Annotated in this window: 18 protein-coding genes and 2 pseudogenes; 13 read left to right on the forward strand and 7 right to left on the reverse strand. The window is 67.5% G+C overall.

Features of this window, described 5'->3' with window-relative positions:
* Window positions 1–89: 89 nt before the first annotated feature.
* From LRM18_RS11380 to bioA, 4 genes and pseudogenes are all read right to left on the reverse strand, one after another.
* Window positions 90–194, reverse strand: a pseudogene (locus tag LRM18_RS11380) (16S rRNA (uracil(1498)-N(3))-methyltransferase); the annotation flags it as partial.
* Between the two features lie 163 nt (window positions 195–357).
* Window positions 358–462: pseudogene (locus tag LRM18_RS11385) on the reverse strand (16S rRNA (uracil(1498)-N(3))-methyltransferase); the annotation flags it as partial.
* A 166-nt stretch (window positions 463–628) separates the two neighbouring features.
* Window positions 629–1,366 (reverse strand): 16S rRNA (uracil(1498)-N(3))-methyltransferase, encoded by a 738-nt coding sequence (locus tag LRM18_RS11390; protein ID WP_103282538.1) that lies wholly within the window; start codon window positions 1,364–1,366, stop codon window positions 629–631.
* Window positions 1,357–2,748: an adenosylmethionine--8-amino-7-oxononanoate transaminase gene (gene bioA / locus LRM18_RS11395; protein ID WP_270954565.1), complete on the reverse strand. Its 1,392-nt coding sequence runs from the start codon at window positions 2,746–2,748 to the stop codon at window positions 1,357–1,359. Before bioA ends, LRM18_RS11390 begins: the two co-directional genes overlap by 10 nt.
* A gap of 77 nt (window positions 2,749–2,825) precedes the next feature.
* Here bioA and nudE point away from each other — a divergent pair, with 77 nt between their 5' ends.
* The 10 genes from nudE to LRM18_RS11445 all read left to right on the forward strand — a co-directional run bounded on the left by nudE (window position 2,826) and on the right by LRM18_RS11445 (window position 10,272).
* Entirely contained in the window at window positions 2,826–3,389 is a 564-nt protein-coding gene (gene nudE / locus LRM18_RS11400; RefSeq protein ID WP_064239035.1) for an ADP compounds hydrolase NudE, read from the forward strand.
* Window positions 3,386–4,189: a 3'(2'),5'-bisphosphate nucleotidase CysQ gene (gene cysQ, locus LRM18_RS11405; protein ID WP_206633220.1), complete on the forward strand. Its 804-nt coding sequence runs from the start codon at window positions 3,386–3,388 to the stop codon at window positions 4,187–4,189. The genes nudE and cysQ overlap by 4 nt, the downstream gene beginning before the upstream one ends.
* A gap of 14 nt (window positions 4,190–4,203) precedes the next feature.
* Window positions 4,204–5,043, forward strand: a complete 840-nt coding sequence (mazG, locus tag LRM18_RS11410; protein ID WP_270954566.1) for a nucleoside triphosphate pyrophosphohydrolase — start codon at window positions 4,204–4,206, stop codon at window positions 5,041–5,043.
* On the forward strand, window positions 5,040–5,369 hold the full coding sequence (locus LRM18_RS11415; RefSeq protein ID WP_049395784.1) for a YnfA family protein: 330 nt from the start codon (window positions 5,040–5,042) through the stop codon (window positions 5,367–5,369). The genes mazG and LRM18_RS11415 overlap by 4 nt, the downstream gene beginning before the upstream one ends.
* A 125-nt stretch (window positions 5,370–5,494) precedes the next feature.
* Window positions 5,495–5,797 (forward strand): DUF962 domain-containing protein, encoded by a 303-nt coding sequence (locus LRM18_RS11420; protein ID WP_206633222.1) that lies wholly within the window; start codon window positions 5,495–5,497, stop codon window positions 5,795–5,797.
* Window positions 5,798–5,863: 66 nt separating this feature from the next.
* Window positions 5,864–6,823 (forward strand): SPFH domain-containing protein, encoded by a 960-nt coding sequence (locus LRM18_RS11425; protein ID WP_049469781.1) that lies wholly within the window; start codon window positions 5,864–5,866, stop codon window positions 6,821–6,823.
* Between the two features lies 1 nt (window position 6,824).
* Window positions 6,825–7,268 carry an NfeD family protein gene (locus tag LRM18_RS11430; RefSeq protein WP_064239032.1) on the forward strand — a complete coding sequence of 148 codons (444 nt, stop codon included), beginning with the start codon at window positions 6,825–6,827 and terminating at the stop codon, window positions 7,266–7,268.
* A 131-nt stretch (window positions 7,269–7,399) separates the two neighbouring features.
* Window positions 7,400–8,512, forward strand: a complete 1,113-nt coding sequence (gcvT, locus tag LRM18_RS11435; RefSeq protein WP_057494970.1) for a glycine cleavage system aminomethyltransferase GcvT — start codon at window positions 7,400–7,402, stop codon at window positions 8,510–8,512.
* Between the two features lie 94 nt (window positions 8,513–8,606).
* The gene (gene gcvH, locus LRM18_RS11440; RefSeq protein ID WP_049469771.1) at window positions 8,607–9,002 is read left to right on the forward strand and encodes a glycine cleavage system protein GcvH; all 396 of its coding nucleotides are present in this window, start codon (window positions 8,607–8,609) and stop codon (window positions 9,000–9,002) included.
* A 775-nt stretch (window positions 9,003–9,777) separates the two neighbouring features.
* Window positions 9,778–10,272: a hypothetical protein gene (locus LRM18_RS11445; RefSeq protein WP_270954567.1), complete on the forward strand. Its 495-nt coding sequence runs from the start codon at window positions 9,778–9,780 to the stop codon at window positions 10,270–10,272.
* Window positions 10,273–10,391: 119 nt separating this feature from the next.
* Here LRM18_RS11445 and LRM18_RS11450 read toward each other — a convergent pair whose 3' ends face one another.
* On the reverse strand, window positions 10,392–11,285 hold the full coding sequence (locus LRM18_RS11450) for a LysR family transcriptional regulator (protein ID WP_270954568.1): 894 nt from the start codon (window positions 11,283–11,285) through the stop codon (window positions 10,392–10,394).
* A gap of 115 nt (window positions 11,286–11,400) precedes the next feature.
* On the opposite strand from LRM18_RS11450, the gene LRM18_RS11455 reads away from it, so the two are divergent.
* Window positions 11,401–12,159, forward strand: a complete 759-nt coding sequence (locus tag LRM18_RS11455) for an SDR family oxidoreductase (protein WP_270954569.1) — start codon at window positions 11,401–11,403, stop codon at window positions 12,157–12,159.
* Window positions 12,160–12,300: 141 nt separating this feature from the next.
* On the opposite strand, the gene LRM18_RS11460 is transcribed toward LRM18_RS11455, so the two are convergent.
* Window positions 12,301–13,701, reverse strand: coding sequence for a serine hydrolase domain-containing protein (locus tag LRM18_RS11460; RefSeq protein ID WP_049469759.1), 1,401 nt, complete (start codon window positions 13,699–13,701; stop codon window positions 12,301–12,303).
* A gap of 326 nt (window positions 13,702–14,027) precedes the next feature.
* On the opposite strand from LRM18_RS11460, the gene LRM18_RS11465 reads away from it, so the two are divergent.
* Together LRM18_RS11465 and LRM18_RS11470 are read left to right on the forward strand one after the other, a co-directional pair.
* Window positions 14,028–15,314 (forward strand): MFS transporter, encoded by a 1,287-nt coding sequence (locus LRM18_RS11465; RefSeq protein WP_270954670.1) that lies wholly within the window; start codon window positions 14,028–14,030, stop codon window positions 15,312–15,314.
* A 76-nt stretch (window positions 15,315–15,390) separates the two neighbouring features.
* Window positions 15,391–15,741: a DUF1304 domain-containing protein gene (locus tag LRM18_RS11470; protein ID WP_049469749.1), complete on the forward strand. Its 351-nt coding sequence runs from the start codon at window positions 15,391–15,393 to the stop codon at window positions 15,739–15,741.
* A 518-nt stretch (window positions 15,742–16,259) separates the two neighbouring features.
* Here the strand turns inward: LRM18_RS11470 and LRM18_RS11475 are convergent.
* Window positions 16,260–16,727 (reverse strand): hotdog fold domain-containing protein, encoded by a 468-nt coding sequence (locus LRM18_RS11475; protein WP_064239027.1) that lies wholly within the window; start codon window positions 16,725–16,727, stop codon window positions 16,260–16,262.
* Window positions 16,728–16,759: the final 32 nt, after the last annotated feature.

Below are 16,759 nucleotides of genomic sequence, written 5' to 3' on the forward strand. Positions count from 1 at the left end.
GGTCGGGTTCCCGGTAGTGCCGGCCGCTGGCCGGCAACGTCATGTTCCCATGGATGCCGGCCAGCGGTCGGCACCACCACGAATCTGCCTTACCCCAGGTCGCCCAACCGCGCCTGCAATGCGGCAATCGCGGCCAGCCCGGCCGTTTCCGTGCGCAGGATCCGCGGGCCCAGCTGCAGCCCCTGGAAGCCGGCCGCTTGCAATCACGATGCCGCCAGCGGGAGCGGCTTCCAGCGTCGACATTCGCTGGCGGCCTGATCGGCAATCCGCCGGTCGGGTTCCCGGTAGTGCCGGCCGCTGGCCGGCAACCCCATGATCCCGTGGATGCCGGCCAGCGGCCGGCACTACCACGAAGCCTTAGCCCAGATCGCCCAACCGCGCCTGCAACGCCGCAATCGCGGCCAGTCCGGCCGTTTCCGTGCGCAGGATCCGCGGCCCCAGGTGCAGCCCCTGGAACCCTGCCGCTTGCAATCACGATGCCGCCAGCGGGAGCGGCTTCCTGCGTCGACATTCGCTGGCGGCCTGATCGGTAATCCGCCGGTCGGGTAGCTGGTAGTGCCGGCCGCTGGCCGTCAACCTCATGATCCCGTGGATGCCGGCCAGCGGTCGGCACTACCACAAATCTGCCTTACCCCAGGTCGCCCAACCGCGCCTGCAATGCGGCAATCGCGGCCAGCCCGGCCGTTTCCGTGCGCAGGATCCGCGGGCCCAGCTGCAGCCCCTGGAAGCCGGCCGCAGCCAGTTGATCGCGATCACGGGGTGACCAGCCGCCCTCCGGGCCGATCGCGATCACGATGCCGCCTGCCGGCGCAGCCTGCAGCGTCGACAGCCGATGCGCGCCCAGTGGGTCCAGGGTCAGGCGCAGCGTATCGGCCGGCAGCGCCGTGGCGGCCTGGGCCAGCGACAGCGGCGAACCCACCCGCGGGATGCGTGCACGCCCGGACTGGCCACAGGCCGACGTCACCACGTTGTTCCAGTGCGCCACGCGCTTCTCGGCCCGTGCCGCATCCAGCTTCACCTCGGTCCGCTCGGCGTTGACCGGAATGATCGCCGCCACGCCCAGTTCGGTGGCCTTCTGCAGGATCAGGTCCATCTTCTCGCCGCGGGCGATGCCCTGCAGCAGGGTGATGGCCAGCGGCGATTCGTTGTCGACGGCCTGCACCGCGTCGATGCGGGCCTGGACCTCGCGCTTGCCGGCCACGGTCAGCGTCGCGCTGTAGTCATGGCCGTCGCCATTGAACAGTACGCAGGTATCTCCCTCGCGCAGGCGCATCACCCGCACCAGGTGGTTGGCCGTCTCTTCCGGCAGGGTCACGGTCTGGCCGCTGTGCAGCGCCAGGTCGATGGGGCAGCGGGTCACGCGCATGCAATCGCCTCGTCGATGGCTGCCAGCGTCGCATGCGCCAGCAGCTCCAGTTGTTCGTCGTCCACGCAATAGGGTGGCATCCAGTACAGCACGTCGCCCAGCGGGCGCAGCACCACGCCACGTTTCAGCGCGGCCTTGTACGCGTGCAGGCCCAGCCGCAGGGCCGGGTCGAACGGCGTGCGCCGGTTGCCGTCACGCGACAGTTCGAAGGCGACCACCATCCCCGCCTGGCGCACGTCGGCCACGTGCGGATGGTCGCTGAAAGGAGCCGCCAGGGTGCCCATCACCGAAGCGATGCCGCGGTTGCGGGCGATCACATCGTCGTCGCGGAAGATGTCCAGCGTCGCCAGTGCGGCTGCGCAGGCCAACGGGTTGCCGGTGTAGCTGTGCGAATGCAGGAACGCACGCTCGCGCGTGTCGTCAAGGAAGGCGTCGTACAGCGCCTGGGTGGCCAGCACTGCGGCCAGCGGCAGGAAGCCGCCGGTCAGGCCCTTGGACAGGCACATCAGGTCCGGCATCACCCCGGCCTGCTCACAGGCGAACAGGGTGCCGGTGCGGCCGAAGCCGGTGGCGATCTCGTCGGCGATCATGAACGCGCCGTGCGCGTCGCACAGTTCGCGCACGCGCTGCAGGTAGACCGGATCATGCATGCGCATGCCACCGGCACACTGCAGCCGTGGCTCCAGCACCACCGCGCAGACTTCTCCCCGGTGCTGGTCGAACAGCGTGGCCAGGCCATCGGCGGCCTGCCGCGCACGATCGGCCGCGCTCTGGCCCGGTTCGGCCAGGTAGGCATCGGGCGAGGGGGCGAACAGGCCTTCGGCCAGCAGCGGCGCATAGACCCGGCGATACAGCGGGATGTCACCCAGCGCCAACGCGCCCAGGGTTTCGCCGTGGTAGCCGTTCTCGAGCGCGATGAAGCGGGTGCGCTGGGACTCTCCGCGATTCTGGAAGTACTGGAAGGCCATCTTCAGCGCCACTTCCACGCCGGCCGAACCGTTGTCGGCGTAGAACACCTTGGCCAGCGGTGCACGGCCGGCCTGGCGTGGCGCGAGTGCCAGCAGGCGTTCGGCCAGGGTAATGGCCGGCTCGTGGCCGAAGCCTGCCAGCATCACCTGTTCCAGTTGCCCGGCCTGGGCGGCGATGGCGCCCCCGATGCGCGGCTCGGCGTGGCCGAACAGGTTGGTCCACCAGCTGCTGACCGCGTCCAGGTAGCGGTTGCCATCGTGGTCGATCAGCCAGGCCCCTTCGCCACGGGCGATCGGCACCAGGGGCAGGGTGTCCGGATGCTCACGCATCTGCGTGCACGGGTGCCACAGCACCTGCAGGTCGCGCTGCCGCCAATGGCTGGCCAGCGGGGAAGGGGTTGGGTCTGCTAGCATTTCGGGCTCATGAACATGTTGCTGCCTGCACATTCTATCGGCCCCGGCACAGCCGCCGGTCGCCGCGGAGATCCCGCATGAACGATGACCGTGCCGGCCGTCGCTTGCCGATCATCCATCGGATCACCGATGAGGAGAACGGCCCCTTCCAGCGCCAGCATCTGGACCTGGAGTTCTCCAACGGCGAACGCCGCCGCTTCGAGCGGCTGGTCAGCCGTGGGCATGGGGCGGTGGTGGTGGTGCCGATGCTCGACGACGAAACCGTGCTGCTGGTACGTGAATACGCCGCTGGCATGCACCGCTACGAGCTGGGGCTGGTCAAGGGCCGGATCGACGCCGGCGAGACCCCCGAGCAGGCCGCCGACCGCGAACTGAAGGAAGAGGCCGGTTATGGTGCGCGCCGGGTCGACGTGCTGCGCGCGATGACCCTGGCCCCGACCTACATGAGCCACCAGTCGTGGCTGGTGGTGGCGCGCGACCTGTACCCGGAAAAGCTGGCCGGCGACGAGCCGGAAGAACTGGAAGTGGTGCCGTGGAAGCTGGCCGATCTGGACCGGCTGATGCTGCGCGAGGACTTCTCCGAGGGACGCTCGCTGGCGGCGCTGTTCATTGCCCGCCAGTGGCTGCAGGGAACGCGATGATCAAGCTGACCACGGACCTGCGCGAGACCGCCATCGCCATCGCCCAGGAAGCCGGACAGGCCATCATGCAGGTGTACGCCGATGGCTTCGAGGTGCAGATCAAGGACGACGACAGCCCGGTCACCGCTGCCGACCTGGCCGCCAACCAGGTCATCGAACTGGGCCTGCGCCAGCTGACCCCGGACCTGCCGATCCTGTCCGAGGAATCGGCACAGGTGGGGTGGGAACAACGGCGCCACTGGGGCGCGTACTGGCTGGTGGACCCGCTTGACGGCACCCGTGAATTCGTCAAGCGCAATGGCGAGTTCAGCGTCAACATCGCGCTGATCTACCAGGGCGCGCCGGCCTTCGGCGTGGTGCTGGCGCCGGTCACCGGCATCGTCTGGCATGCCATGCGTGGCGAGCTGGCCTACCGGCGGCAGGGCCTGCACGACACCGTGCTGCGTACCCGCGCGCCGGCCACCGCCCCGCTGCGCGTTGCCGCCAGCCGCTCGCACCGTTCGCCGGAAACCGAGGCGCTGCTGGCGCGCATGGGCCGCATCGAGACCATCGCGCAGGGCTCGTCGCTGAAGTTCTGCCGGATCGCCGAAGGCGGCCTGGATGTCTACCCGCGGCTCGGCCCGACCTCTGAATGGGATACCGCAGCCGGCCAGTGCGTGCTGCACGCCGCTGGTGGTGCGGTGCTGTCGGCGGCGACCGGCAAGCCGTTCCGCTACAACCGCCGCGAAACCCTGTTGAACGGCGATTTCATCGCCCTTGGTGATACCAGCCTGCCGTGGCGGGACTGGTTGTCCGACTGATTCCTGGAGGCCGCATGAGCGCGCACGACACCCCTGCCACCGGCAGCGAGGCAAGCCATCAACTGCAACGCCTGCTGGTCATCATGGCGCGCCTGCGCGACCCGCAGGGAGGTTGCCCGTGGGACCTGGAGCAGGACTTCTCGACCATTGCCCCGTACACCATCGAGGAAGCCTACGAGGTGGCCGATGCGATCGACCGCGGCGACCTCGACGATCTCTGCGACGAGCTCGGCGACCTGCTGCTGCAGGTGGTGTTCCATGCGCGCATGGCCGAGGAGCAGGACGCGTTCGGCTTCGCCGACGTCGCCCGCGCGATCAGCGACAAGATGCAGCGCCGCCACCCGCACGTGTTCGCCGATGTCAGCGTCGACGATGCCGATGGGGTGATGCGCAACTGGGAGGCGATCAAGCGCGCCGAGCGTGCCGCCAAGGGCGAGCAGGACACCTCCGCACTGGCCGGCATCTCGCGCGGCCTGCCGGAGTGGCAACGTGCGGTGAAGCTGCAGTCGCGCGCGGCCAAGGTCGGTTTCGACTGGCCAGGTCCGCTGCCGGTGCTGGACAAGGCGGCCGAGGAGCTGCAGGAGCTGCGGGAGGAGTTCGAGCGCGGCGATATCGCGGGCAACAAGGCGCGGCTGCAGGAAGAGCTCGGCGACCTGCTGTTCGTCTGCGCGAACCTGGCACGCCATGCCGATGTCGACCTGGGCGCCGCCCTGCGCGGCGCCAACCACAAGTTCGAGCGCCGTTTCCGTGCGATGGAGGCGCAGGCCGAAGCACAGGGCAGCGCATTGCCCGCACTGGACCTGGATGCGCAGGAAGCGCTGTGGCAGCAGGCCAAGGCGGCGGAGAAAGCGTGAAGACGCTGGGCCTGTTCCTGCTGACCGCGCTGGCCGAGATCGTCGGCTGCTACCTGCCCTGGGTATGGCTGCGCAAGGGCGGCAGCGTCTGGTTGCTGTTGCCGGCCGCGGCCAGCCTGGCCCTGTTCGCGTGGCTGTTGACGCTGCACCCGACCGCCAGTGGGCGGGTCTATGCGGCCTACGGTGGCGTGTACATCGGCACCGCGCTGTTCTGGTTGTGGTTGGTCGACGGCATCCGCCCCAGCCGCTGGGACCTGCTGGGCGCTGCGCTGTGCCTGGCCGGCATGGCGGTGATCATGTTCGGGCCGCGCACCTCATCAGGGTAGCGCCGGGCCATGCGTGGCTGCGCTTCCTGCCGACCGTGCTGGCGCGCGCAAGCCGGGCATGGCTCGGCGCCACAAGGTCGGCGATGGTGCATGATGGCGACGACCCTGGTTCCCGGAGCACGCGCATGTCCCGCTTCGCCAGCTTCCGCGAGTTCTATCCGTTCTACCTCAGCGAGCATCGCCACCCGGTGTCGCGCCGCCTGCACTTCATCGGCAGCTGCGGGGTGCTGCTGCTGGTTGCGGCGGCAATCCTGCGCGGGCAAGCCATCCTCATGCTTGCCGCCCTGTTCTGCGGTTACGGCTTCGCCTGGGTCGGTCACTTCTTTTTCGAGAAGAACCGCCCGGCGACATTCCAGCACCCGCTGTACTCGTTCATGGGCGACTGGATGATGTTCGCCGACATCCTGCGCGGGCGCGTGCCCTGGTAGTTCCTCTGTGAATGTGGCCTTCACGCGCTATGCTGGGGCCTGGACGTCACAGATAAGGAAAGCGAGATGTTCCCGACCATGTTTTTTACCGCGGTACTGGCTTTCGTGGCCGTGGTCATCCTGTTCAAGGCGGTACGGATGGTACCGCAGGGCTACGAATGGACCGTCGAGCGCTTCGGGCGGTACACGCACACCATGAGCCCCGGCCTGCACTTCCTGATCCCGATCGTGTACGGCGTGGGACGCAAGGTGAACATGATGGAGCAGGTGCTGGATGTGCCCAGCCAGGAAGTGATCACCAAGGACAACGCCGCCGTGCGCGTGGACGGCGTGGTGTTCTTCCAGGTCCTGGATGCGGCCAAGGCCGCCTACGAGGTGGCCAACCTGGAAGTGGCGATGATCGCCTTGGTGCAGACCAACATCCGTACCGTGATCGGTTCGATGGACCTGGATGAATCGCTCAGCCAGCGCGAGGTCATCAATGCCCAGCTGCTGAGCGTGGTCGACCATGCCACCAATCCCTGGGGCGTGAAGGTCAACCGCATCGAGATCCGCGACATCCAGCCGCCGCGCGATCTGCTGGACGCGATGGCGCGGCAGATGAAGGCCGAGCGCGAAAAGCGCGCGCAGATCCTCGAGGCAGAGGGTTCACGCCAGTCGGAGATCCTGCGCGCCGATGGCGAAAAGCAGGCCACCGTCCTGGAGGCCGAGGGCCGTCGCGAAGCCGCGTTCCGCGATGCCGAGGCGCGCGAACGCCTGGCCGAGGCCGAAGCGATGGCCACCAAGGTGGTGTCGGCGGCGATCGCCGAGGGTGACGTGCAGGCGATCAACTACTTTGTCGCGCAGAAGTACGTGGAAGCGTTCAAGGAACTGGCCAGTTCGCCGAACCAGAAGCTGGTGCTGATGCCGATGGAGGCCAGCGGGGTGATCGGATCGATCGCAGGCGTGGCCGAACTGGCAAAGCAGGCGCTGGCCAGCCAGGACAACAAGGCCGCGGGCAAGCGGCCGCCGCCGCTCGGAGGCTGACATGCGCTGGGAAGTCGTCGGTTGGGGCGCGTTGGCGCTGCTGCTGTTCGCGGCCGAAGCGCTGGCGCCGGGTGCGTTCATGCTGTGGATCGGCATTGGCGCGGCCGCCGTGTTCGTGCTGGTTGCGGTATTCAGCGACATTCCGCTGTTGTGGCAGGTGATCGCCTTCGTCCTGCTGAGCGTGGTGTCGATCCAGTGCTACCGGCGCTGGGGACGGCCGCGGGCACGGCCCAGCGATGCGCCGTTGCTCAACCGCCGCGCCGAGCAGCTGGTCGGCCGGGAGGTGGTACTGCAGCAGGGTATCGTCGATGGCCAGGGACGGGTCAGCATCGACGATGCGTCCTGGCCGGTGAGCGGCCCGGAGCTGCCGGCGGGTACGTGGGTGCGGGTGGTGGCGGTGCAGGGCAGCACGCTGCAGGTCGAGGCTGCGGGCCGCTCCTTGTAGAGCCGGGCCGCTTCGTGCGGGCGCCGGGCGTGGGCTCGGCGCTTGCGCTCCGGCGCTGCGCTGCGGCACGCCTGCGGGCGACCGATCTGGGATAATGGGGATTCTTGTTTCCTCTGCTGCCGGACCCGGTCATGACCCAGAAGACGCTGCTCAACGATACCCACCGCGCCCTCGGCGCCAAGATGGTCGATTTCGGGGGTTGGGACATGCCCATCCACTACGGCTCGCAGCTGGACGAGCATCATCTGGTGCGTCGCGACGCCGGCGTGTTCGACGTCAGCCACATGACCGTGGTCGATCTGCGCGGTGACCAGGTCAAGCCGTTCCTGCGTCGCCTGCTGGCCAACTCGATCGACAAGCTGAAGGTGACCGGCAAGGCGCTGTACTCGTGCATGCTGAATCCGCGCGGCGGTGTCATCGACGATCTGATCGTCTATTACCTGGACGAAGATTTCTTCCGCATGGTGGTCAACGCATCCACCCGCGAGAAGGATCTGGCGTGGCTGCGCGAGCAGGCCGCGCCGTTCGGCGTTTCGGTCGAGCAGCGTCCGGACCTGGCGATCCTCGCCGTGCAGGGCCCGAAGGCGCGCGACATCGTGATCGGCCTGGCCCGCGAAGCCGACCGTGCCGCGTTGACCAAGCTGGGGCGTTTCGCCGCCCTGCAGGCGCAGTCCGATGATGGCGTCGAGCTGTTCGTCGCGCGCACCGGCTACACCGGTGAAGATGGTTTCGAGATCCTGTTGCCGCAGGATGCCGTGGTCGCGTTCTGGAACCGCCTGCTGGCGGCAGGGGTGAAGCCGGCTGGCCTCGGCGCGCGCGACACCCTTCGCCTGGAAGCCGGCATGAACCTGTACGGCCAGGACATGGATGAAGAGATCAGCCCGTATGAAGCGGCGCTGGCCTGGACCGTGTCGCTGGACGAAGGCCGCGACTTCATCGGCCGCGACGTGCTGGAGGCGCAGAAGGCCGCCGGCACCGCGCGCCAGATGATCGGTCTGGTGATGGACGAGAAGGGCGTGCTGCGCCACGGCCAGGCGGTGACCACGGCCAGTGGCCAGGGCGAGATCCTGTCCGGCACCTTCTCGCCGACCCTGGCCAAGGGCATCGCCTTCGCCCGTGTGCCGGCCGGTGAGCTCGGCGAGGTCACCGTCGATATCCGCGGTCGGCAGGTGCCGGTGCGCGTGGTCAAGTTCCCGTTCGTGCGCGAAGGCCAGGCCCAGCCCGGCGTGCTCGCCGACGCCTGATCCGGACATGCCGGTCGTCACTGACAGCAGTGGCGGCCGGTTGGTTACACTAGCCCCGTTTTTTCCACCCCCTGCATATCTCTGGAGCAGTCCCATGAGCGAGATCCCCGGCGACCTCAAGTTCCTCAAGTCCCATGAGTGGGCCCGTGTCGAAGGCAATGGCCGCGTCACCGTCGGTATTTCCGACCACGCCCAGGGCCTGCTGGGTGACCTGGTCTACGTCGAACTGCCGGAAGTCGGCGCCGACGCCAAGGCCGGCGAGCAGATCGCCGTCGTCGAGTCGGTGAAGGCCGCCTCGGACGTCTACAGCCCGGTCAGCGGCAAGGTCGTCGAGGTCAACGCGGCGCTGTCCGACAAGCCGGAAACCATCAACGAAGATGCCTACGGCGAAGGCTGGATGTTCGTGGTCGAACTGACCAACGCCGAAGAGATCAACGACCTGCTCGATCCGGACGCGTACGCCGAAGCCCTGGAGAACGACGACCACTGAGTCGTCGCCTCCGGGTTCTGGAACGGCCACCTTCGGGTGGCCGTTTTTGTTTTGACGACCGCATCGGACTCATGCCGGCCGGTTCGCTGCGCGCCCTCGGCGCGGCATCAGCAGACAGACGAACGGTGCCGACAGGCGTGCGCAGTTTTGCGCAAATCCACGTTTCCGCCCCGCTCCGACGCAGTCGGATGTGAAAACTTTTCGCCCCCCGTTGCGGCCCCGTTGTGCTGGCGGTGGCGGCGGTGCCAGGAACCATCGGCGAAGCACGCGCACGCGCGCGGCGGCACTGCGCATGATTGCGCGGAGTGCTTATTTCAAGTGGTTTTTGTTCAACGTGTGCATTGGCGTTGGTCGCTGCGGCGCACGTGGTCAGCGCGTCAACCGCCATTGCAGGCCGTGCGTGCCGGCGGCGCAGGCGGTGTCCGGGATGGCGCGGATGTGAAAATTTTTCGCGGGGGTTGTTGACAGTAAAAAAAACCGTGATTAGGTTTCGCCTCAGCAGACCTTGCCTGCCCAACCGAGTGCGCAGAATCAATCGTCCGATGCGAAGCAGCCCCCTCAAGACCACCGCGACCCTGATGACGGTGGACACGGCCCCGCTTCCCCCGGAGAAATGCAAGGCACCTTCCGTTCCAGTGCCCGCTCCGCCGATCGAGGCGGGCATTGCCGCATCCGTAACGGCGCGCCTGACGCGCCGGCGGTCCCCGCACGCAGCATCCGCGGGTTTGATCCACCTGGGCGTTTCAACTCCCTATCACTGACGAGGAGCCATCCCATGGCAACCAAGAAAGCTGCGAAGAAAAAGCCCGCCGCCAAGAAGGCGGTGAAGAAGGTCGCGAAGAAGGCCGCTGCCAAGAAGGCAGTGAAGAAGGTCGCGAAGAAGTCGACCGCCAAGAAGGCAGTGAAGAAGGCGGCGAAGAAGGTCGCCAAGAAGGCCACTGCGAAGAAGGCAGTGAAGAAGGCGGCAAAGAAGGTCGCCAAGAAGTCCACTGCCAAGAAGGCCGCGAAGAAGGTAGCCAAGAAGGCCACCAAGAAGACCGCCAAGAAGGCAACGGCCCGCAAGCCTGCCAAGAAGGTCGCGAAGAAGGCCACTGCCAAGAAGGCCGTCAAGAAGACCGCCAAGAAGGCAGTGAAGAAGACCGCGAAGAAGGCCACCAAGAAGGCTGCCCCGAAGAAGGCGGCGAAGAAGGTTGCCAAGCGCAAGCCGGCCGCCCGCAAGAAGAAGGCCGCTCCGGTCGCTCTGCCGGCAACCCCGGCGCCGCTGATCTAAGTACTTCCCGATAGCCGCATCCTGAAACCCCTTCCCTGGCTGCCCAGCGGGGAGGGGGTTTTTTTATGGGGCCGCCTGTAGCGTCAAGCCATGCCCGACGGCTTTTCAGACGGTCGACGTTATCGGTGCGGCGCCGGTGGAAAGCGCTCCACCAGGAAATCCAGGAAGCTGCGCAGGCGGGTCGAACGGTAACGGTCGTGGGCGTAGACCACGTGCATCGGCCGACCGGCCTGGCCGTGTTCGGGGAACAGCTGCACCAGGCGTCCGGCGTCGACATCGGCGCCCAGCAGCAGCGTCGATTGCAGGACGATGCCCAGGCCATGCAGCGCCGCCGAACGCAGCGCTTCGCCATTGTTGATCTGCAGCCGCCCGTCGGGAACGCGGTCGAGCCCGCCAGCATCGCCCTGCAGCCACTGTGCCAGCGCGCTCGGTTCGAACGACAGGCACTGGTGCCGGGCAAGCGCCTGCACGCTGTGTGGCGTGCCATGCCGGGCCAGGTACGCGGGCGAGGCGCACATCATCAGGCGATAGGGCGCCAGCGCACGCGCAACCAGCACGCTGCTGTCGGCCAGCGTTCCAATGCGCAGCGCCGCCTCGAAGCCCTCTTCGGCCAGGTCGACCACACGATCGGTCAGCGTGGCTTCGACCCGGACATCCGGATGACGCGCCATGTACTCGGCCAGCGCCGGTACCAGCGCGTGTGTACCGAAGATCACCGGTGCACTGATGCGCAGCGTGCCCGCCGGTGAGAGCTGCTGGTGCTGCGCCTGCGCGTCGGTTTCCTCCACCAGGCGCAGGATCTCCTTGCAGCGCGTGTAGTAGTCCTCGCCGAATGGCGTCATGTGCTGGCGCCGGGTGGTACGGCTCAACAGCTGCATCCCCAGCCGGGCTTCCAGCGCACGCAGGTGCTTGCCCGCCATCGTCGCGGAGATCTCCATCGCCGCCGCGGCCGCACTGAGGCTGCCCTTGTCCACGATCAGCACGTAGACCTGCATGCTTTCCAGCAGGTTCATCTGACACCCCGGGTGTTGAATGCTGAAACCTGCGCGGAGTTTATCAATCAGGGGTGATCGTACAGCCTGTCCTGCACCGGCCGGATGCACCGGCCCCACTGACAGGAGACCCCCCATGGACTTGAATCTTGCAGGCCGTACCGCACTGGTGACGGGCGCGGCCAGCGGCATCGGTGCCGCCGTCGCCAGGCAGCTGGCGGCGCAGGGCGTGCACGTCGCCATCACGTCGCGGCGCCAGGAACCGCTGCTGACATTGGCGGCACGGATCGAAGCCGACGGCGGCGCAGCACCGGTCGTCGTGGCCGGCGATCTCACCGTTGCCGAGGACGTCCTGCATGTCGCACAGGCATCGCGGGCCGCGTTGCAGCGCATCGACATCCTGGTCAATGCGGCGGGAGGCTCGCGTCCGACCACGGTGGACGCCGCTGACGAGGTATGGGACGAGGCGATCGCCCTGAACTTCTCCGCTGCGCGACGGCTGACCCAGGCACTGTTGCCGGACATGCAGGCGCGCCGATGGGGGCGGGTGATCAACTTCAGCGGTTCGATGGAGCCACGCGCGCTCAATGCCGCTACCGCGGCGAAGGCGGCACTGCATCTGTGGAGCAAGGGGCTGGCATCGGAGCTGGCTGGGCAGGGCATCACGGTGAATGCGATCGCGCCGGGGCGTATCAACAGCGCGCAGATCCTCGATCGCCTGCATCCCACCGAAGCCAGCCGGCGCGAGTTCACTGCGCGCAACATCCCCATCGGACGCTTCGGAGAGCCGGAGGAAGTGGCGCCGCTGGTGGCGTTCCTGGCCTCGCCGCTGGCTGGCTACATCACCGGTGCGGTGATCCCGGTGGACGGTGGCATGCACTACTTTGCGCACTAGCGCTGCGGAGCTGCAGCGCCGAACCCCGCTCGGTTGTTTTTCACCACGATGCCGCTCGGCCGAGCGTGGCTCGGCTCAACACAACAACAAAAAAGGGCGGCCCGCAGGCCGCCCTTCAGGCTCACGGTCGAGCCCGCCCGATCAGCGCGGCGAGGCGACCGCGCGATTGCCGGAGGCACCCTTGCCCTTGCGCTTGTCCTGCTGCGCCGGGCTCGCACCCTCGGCCATCAGGTTGTCGCTGCCAAAGTCGGTGTCCACGTCCAGCCAGCGCTGCGCCGGCAGGCCCAGCGCGGAGTCGAGCACGGTCGGCAGCAGGCCGCTGGGCAGGCCGCTTTCGCCATTCCAGAGGATGGCGATGCCGAGGTCGCGTTCCGGCACCAGCGCGACCAGGCCGCGATAGCCCTGCACGGCGCCGGCATGGAACACCACGTCGTGGCCGGCGTAGTCGAACGTGCGCCATCCCAGGGCGTAGCCCGCCGAGTGCAGGCGCTCGCGACGCCACCCCGAACGCATTTCGCCCGGGGTGTTGATCAGGCTCGAATGCAGCGTGGCCAGCAGCGGGGCCGGCAGCACGTCGGGGCGATGGCCGGTATGGGCCAGCAGCCACTGCGCCATGTCACTGGCGCTGGCATTGACGCCCGCCGCCGGCGCCACGCGGTAGTAGGTCGGCTTCGGCGTCAGCGAGACCCAGCCATTGCGGCTGCGCACGTGCGGACGCGCCCAGCGCGAGCTGGCCTGGATGCCGGCCAGGCCCAGGCTGGCATCGTTCATGCCCAGCGGCTTGAAGATGCGGCGCTCCACCGACTGCTCGTAAAAGCTGCCGGACGCGGCATAGACGACGTCGCCGATCAGGCTGAAGGCCACGTTCTGGTAGGCGTAGCAGTCGCCCGGCAGGCACTTGAGGCTGGTGTTGGCCAGCTTCTGGGTCAGCGCGTAGTACTCGGCGTTGCCTTCGATATCGCGGTCATAGGCGTTGTAGGGCAGGCCGACGCGGTGGCTGAGCACATCGGCCACGGTCAGCCGATCGGTTGCTTCCGGCGAGCTCAGGCGGAAGCCCGGCACGTAGTCGGTGACCTTGCTGTCCCAGCGCAGCGTACCGTCGTTGACCAGCAGGCCGGCCATGGTGCCGGCGAACGCCTTCGACAGCGAGGCCAGGCGGAACACGGTGTGCGCATCGACCGGCTGCGGATTGTTGACGTCGGTGACGCCATAGCCGCGCGCGCTGAGGATGCGGCCGCCCTGCACGATCGCCACCGCCATGCCCGGCACGCGCTCGCCATAGGTGAGCTGCTGCGCCATCGACTCGATGTTGGCGACGTTGAAGCCGGGGGCCGGCGCCTGCACATGCGGCACCAGCCCGGTGCGGTAGGCCGCTGGCTGGGTGTGCGGCACGGCGCTGGTGGCGGCCGATTCAATGTTGGCCGGCATCGGTGGCAACGCCGGCGGGGTCTGCGCGGTGGTGGACAAGGCAACGGGCATCAACATGCCCAGCAAACCGGTGGCCGCCGAACGGATCGGACGACGCAGGCTGTTCTTTTTCATCGGTTGGACCCGTGCGCGACTGCTGATGGCGATTCTAGCGCCGCTTTTCCTCTGTGCACAAACAAAGCGAAGATGAATGCGCATCTCGTTGAAAAAGTTGGAATTTTGACGCCCCGAAAGTGTGTCGGAACGTGTCGCCGCCGGGCTGCGTCCTGCGCCGTCGCAGGCGCCAGGACGGGGCACGCTGGCGCTGTTGCGGTGCATTGGCTAACGTACGCGCTTCACTGCCCCCCGGAGCCTGCCATGCCGCTGTCCAACCGCCGTCTGCGGGCGAGGGCCGCTGTGTGAGCGCGGCACCGGGCAAGGGGGCACTGCGCGGACTGACGATGGCGCTGCGCGAGTCGCCGGCGCTATGGTGGTCGTTCCTGTACTTCTTCTGCCTGCTCAGCGGCTACTACGTACTGCGCCCGGTGCGCGAGGCGATGGCCGCTTCCGCCGACCTGGAAACGGTGTTTCCGCCCGTGCTGATTGCCTGGTTCGAGAGCCATGGCATCGCATTGAAGGATTTCGTCCTGCAGTTCCTGTTCTCCTGCGTGTTCGTGATCATGCTGGTGCTGCAGCCGGTCTACGGCTGGCTGGTCAGCCGCTTCCCGCGCCGCGTGTTCCTGCCCGCGGTGTATGGCTTCTTCATCGTTACCCTGCTGGGCTTCTATGTCATGTTCGACAGCGGCGTGCCGGGCCGCGGCATGGCGTTCTTCTTCTGGATCACGGTCTTCAACCTGTTCGCGGTGGCGGTGTTCTGGAGCTTCATGGCCGACGTGTTCTCCAACGCGCAGGCACGCGCCTTCTACGGCTACATCGGCGCGGCAGGCACCATCGGGGCCTTCCTCGGCCCGATCATCACCAGTGCGCTGGTGCAACGCGTGGGCATCGCCAACCTGATGCTGGTCTCGGCCGGTTTCCTCGCCATCTGCCTGTTGAGCATCTGGCGGCTGCGGCACTGGGCGGTGCTGCGCGAACGGGAGCAGCGGCTGGTGTCCGGCGAGCAGCCGATGGGCGGCAGCGTACTGGATGGCCTGAAACTGATCGTGCGCGAGCCGCTGCTGCGCTGGCTGGCGGTGATGGTGGTGTTCGGCGTGGGCGTCGGCACGCTGCTGTACAACCAGCAGGCCAGCATCGTGCGTGCGGCCTTCACCGACCCGGCGGCCAGTACCGCGTTCTTCTCGCGCATCGACCTGGCGGTGAACGCGCTGGCGCTGCTGATGCAGCTGGGCCTGACCCGCTGGCTGCTGTCGCGCCATGGCATCGCGCCGGCGCTGCTGGTTCCCGGGTTCGCGATCCTGATCGGCTTCTCGGTGCTGGCTGCCTCGCCGATGCCGCTGATGGTCGCGGTGGTGCAGGTGATGACCCGCGCCAGCGAATTCGCACTGGCCAAGCCGGCGCGCGAGACCATCTACACGCGCGTGGACCGGCAGTGGCGCTACAAGGCCGGTGCGGCGATCGACACCGTGGTCTACCGCGGCGCGGACCTGAGCTTCGCGTGGCTGCACAAGGGCCTGTCCCTGTTCGGATCGCACGTCGTGTTCATCGGTGGCGTGGTGGTGGCCGCGTGCATGACCGCTGCCGCATTCGGCGTGCTGCGCGAAGAACAGAAACTGCCGCGCGACCGTTGATTTGCCGGGGTCAGAGCCCTTTCCCGCGGGGAAAGGGCGCTGACCCCATTCTCCTTCCCTGTCCAAGGAACCGCACATGTACTGGATCGCACTCGCCCTGACCCTGCTGGTCGCACTGCTGCACGTCTATTTCCTGGTGCTGGAGATGTTCCTGTGGACCCGCCCGCTGGGCCTGAAGACCTTCCGCAACACGCCGGAGAAGGCCGAGACCACGCGCGTGCTGGCGGCCAACCAGGGCCTGTACAACGGCTTCCTGGCGGCAGGCATCGGGGTGGGGCTGGCGATGGCACAGCCGGTGCTGGTGACGTTCTCGCTGGCCTGTGTGGTCGTGGCGGGGTGCTATGGCGCCTACAGCGTGAGCCGCCGTATTTTCATGATCCAGGCGGTGCCGGCGATCCTGGCGTTGGTGTTTCGCGCGCTGGCGTAGTTTCCAGCCAACGGCGCAGCCCCCCGTGGGTTGGTCGCGGAATGCGGGTCGTGGATCTGGCCGGGCGGATGGGCTGGGCAGGGGACGCCGTAAACCCGTCCCTGGGGGCTTGGCCGCGGCATCCATGCCGCGGACACCCCTGCCCAGCCCATCCGCCCGACCCCGGACAGTTTCCGTGTGCGGCCAGCCCACGGAGAAGAAAAAGAAGATCAAGGGCAACAGCGGGTCGCTGCGCTCGTGGGTTCGGCGCGCATGAAAAAAGCGGCCGAAGGGCCGCTTTTGCTTTTGCTTTTGCTTTTGATCTTTTTTTTCTTCCGTGGGTGGACGCCACAGAGATCTGTCAGAGGCTGGGGGCGGTGGGTTCGCGGGGGTGTCCGCGGCATGGATGCCGCGGCCAAGCCCCCAGGGACGGGTTCACGGCGTCCCCCTCGAATCCACCGCCCCCGGCCCCCACCGGAAACCAGCGCTTTCCGCGATCAACCGTCTACCCACGAGGGGCTGCGCCGTTCGCGGGAACACTACTTCGCCGGCGACATCCACATGTCGATGACCGCGCTGAACACCTCCGTGCCCGCACGGTCGCGCACGCTGACCGTCACCGGCAGCGCATACCCCTCGGCCGCGACGACAATCGGCTGTGCCGGCAACGCCACCGCCTGCAGCGTGCCCCGTGCCTTGGCCAGGTACTGCACCTGCATTCCCTTCGGAATCCAGCGCATCCCCTTCGGCAGCGATGCATCGACCATCAACCCGGCGGTCAGTTCGGCCAGGTTGCACATCGCGATCGCGTGCACCGTGCCGATGTGGTTGCGCACCCTGCGGCGGTCGGCCAGCGTGCCTTCGCAGCGGCCGTGTTCCAGGCGGGTGATGCGTGGCGCGATGCTGGCGAAGTAGGGCGCCTTGAAACACACCGCGCGCGAGAACAGCCAGTTGCCGGCAGGCCAGCGCTGCAGACGGTTGTAGAGCGAGAGCAGGGGCGTGGACATGGTAGGTATTCCGGTCGGCGGATAAAGCGACG

It is taken from the genome of Stenotrophomonas sp. PI_27 (genome assembly GCF_027854495.1).
Taxonomy (GTDB): domain Bacteria; phylum Pseudomonadota; class Gammaproteobacteria; order Xanthomonadales; family Xanthomonadaceae; genus Stenotrophomonas; species Stenotrophomonas pavanii.

What these genes read in the sequence shown, in the direction of transcription:
- LRM18_RS11390 (WP_103282538.1), bottom strand. Translation starts at nt 1,366, where the DNA reads ATGCGCGTGACCCGCTGCCCCATCGACCTGGCGCTGCACAGCGGCCAG.
- bioA (WP_270954565.1), bottom strand. Translation starts at nt 2,748, where the DNA reads ATGCTAGCAGACCCAACCCCTTCCCCGCTGGCCAGCCATTGGCGGCAG.
- nudE (WP_064239035.1), top strand. Translation starts at nt 2,826, where the DNA reads ATGAACGATGACCGTGCCGGCCGTCGCTTGCCGATCATCCATCGGATC.
- cysQ (WP_206633220.1), top strand. Translation starts at nt 3,386, where the DNA reads ATGATCAAGCTGACCACGGACCTGCGCGAGACCGCCATCGCCATCGCC.
- mazG (WP_270954566.1), top strand. Translation starts at nt 4,204, where the DNA reads ATGAGCGCGCACGACACCCCTGCCACCGGCAGCGAGGCAAGCCATCAA.
- LRM18_RS11420 (WP_206633222.1), top strand. Translation starts at nt 5,495, where the DNA reads ATGTCCCGCTTCGCCAGCTTCCGCGAGTTCTATCCGTTCTACCTCAGC.
- LRM18_RS11425 (WP_049469781.1), top strand. Translation starts at nt 5,864, where the DNA reads ATGTTCCCGACCATGTTTTTTACCGCGGTACTGGCTTTCGTGGCCGTG.
- LRM18_RS11430 (WP_064239032.1), top strand. Translation starts at nt 6,825, where the DNA reads ATGCGCTGGGAAGTCGTCGGTTGGGGCGCGTTGGCGCTGCTGCTGTTC.
- gcvT (WP_057494970.1), top strand. Translation starts at nt 7,400, where the DNA reads ATGACCCAGAAGACGCTGCTCAACGATACCCACCGCGCCCTCGGCGCC.
- gcvH (WP_049469771.1), top strand. Translation starts at nt 8,607, where the DNA reads ATGAGCGAGATCCCCGGCGACCTCAAGTTCCTCAAGTCCCATGAGTGG.
- LRM18_RS11445 (WP_270954567.1), top strand. Translation starts at nt 9,778, where the DNA reads ATGGCAACCAAGAAAGCTGCGAAGAAAAAGCCCGCCGCCAAGAAGGCG.
- LRM18_RS11450 (WP_270954568.1), bottom strand. Translation starts at nt 11,285, where the DNA reads ATGAACCTGCTGGAAAGCATGCAGGTCTACGTGCTGATCGTGGACAAG.
- LRM18_RS11455 (WP_270954569.1), top strand. Translation starts at nt 11,401, where the DNA reads ATGGACTTGAATCTTGCAGGCCGTACCGCACTGGTGACGGGCGCGGCC.
- LRM18_RS11460 (WP_049469759.1), bottom strand. Translation starts at nt 13,701, where the DNA reads ATGAAAAAGAACAGCCTGCGTCGTCCGATCCGTTCGGCGGCCACCGGT.
- LRM18_RS11465 (WP_270954670.1), top strand. Translation starts at nt 14,028, where the DNA reads ATGGCGCTGCGCGAGTCGCCGGCGCTATGGTGGTCGTTCCTGTACTTC.
- LRM18_RS11470 (WP_049469749.1), top strand. Translation starts at nt 15,391, where the DNA reads ATGTACTGGATCGCACTCGCCCTGACCCTGCTGGTCGCACTGCTGCAC.
- LRM18_RS11475 (WP_064239027.1), bottom strand. Translation starts at nt 16,727, where the DNA reads ATGTCCACGCCCCTGCTCTCGCTCTACAACCGTCTGCAGCGCTGGCCT.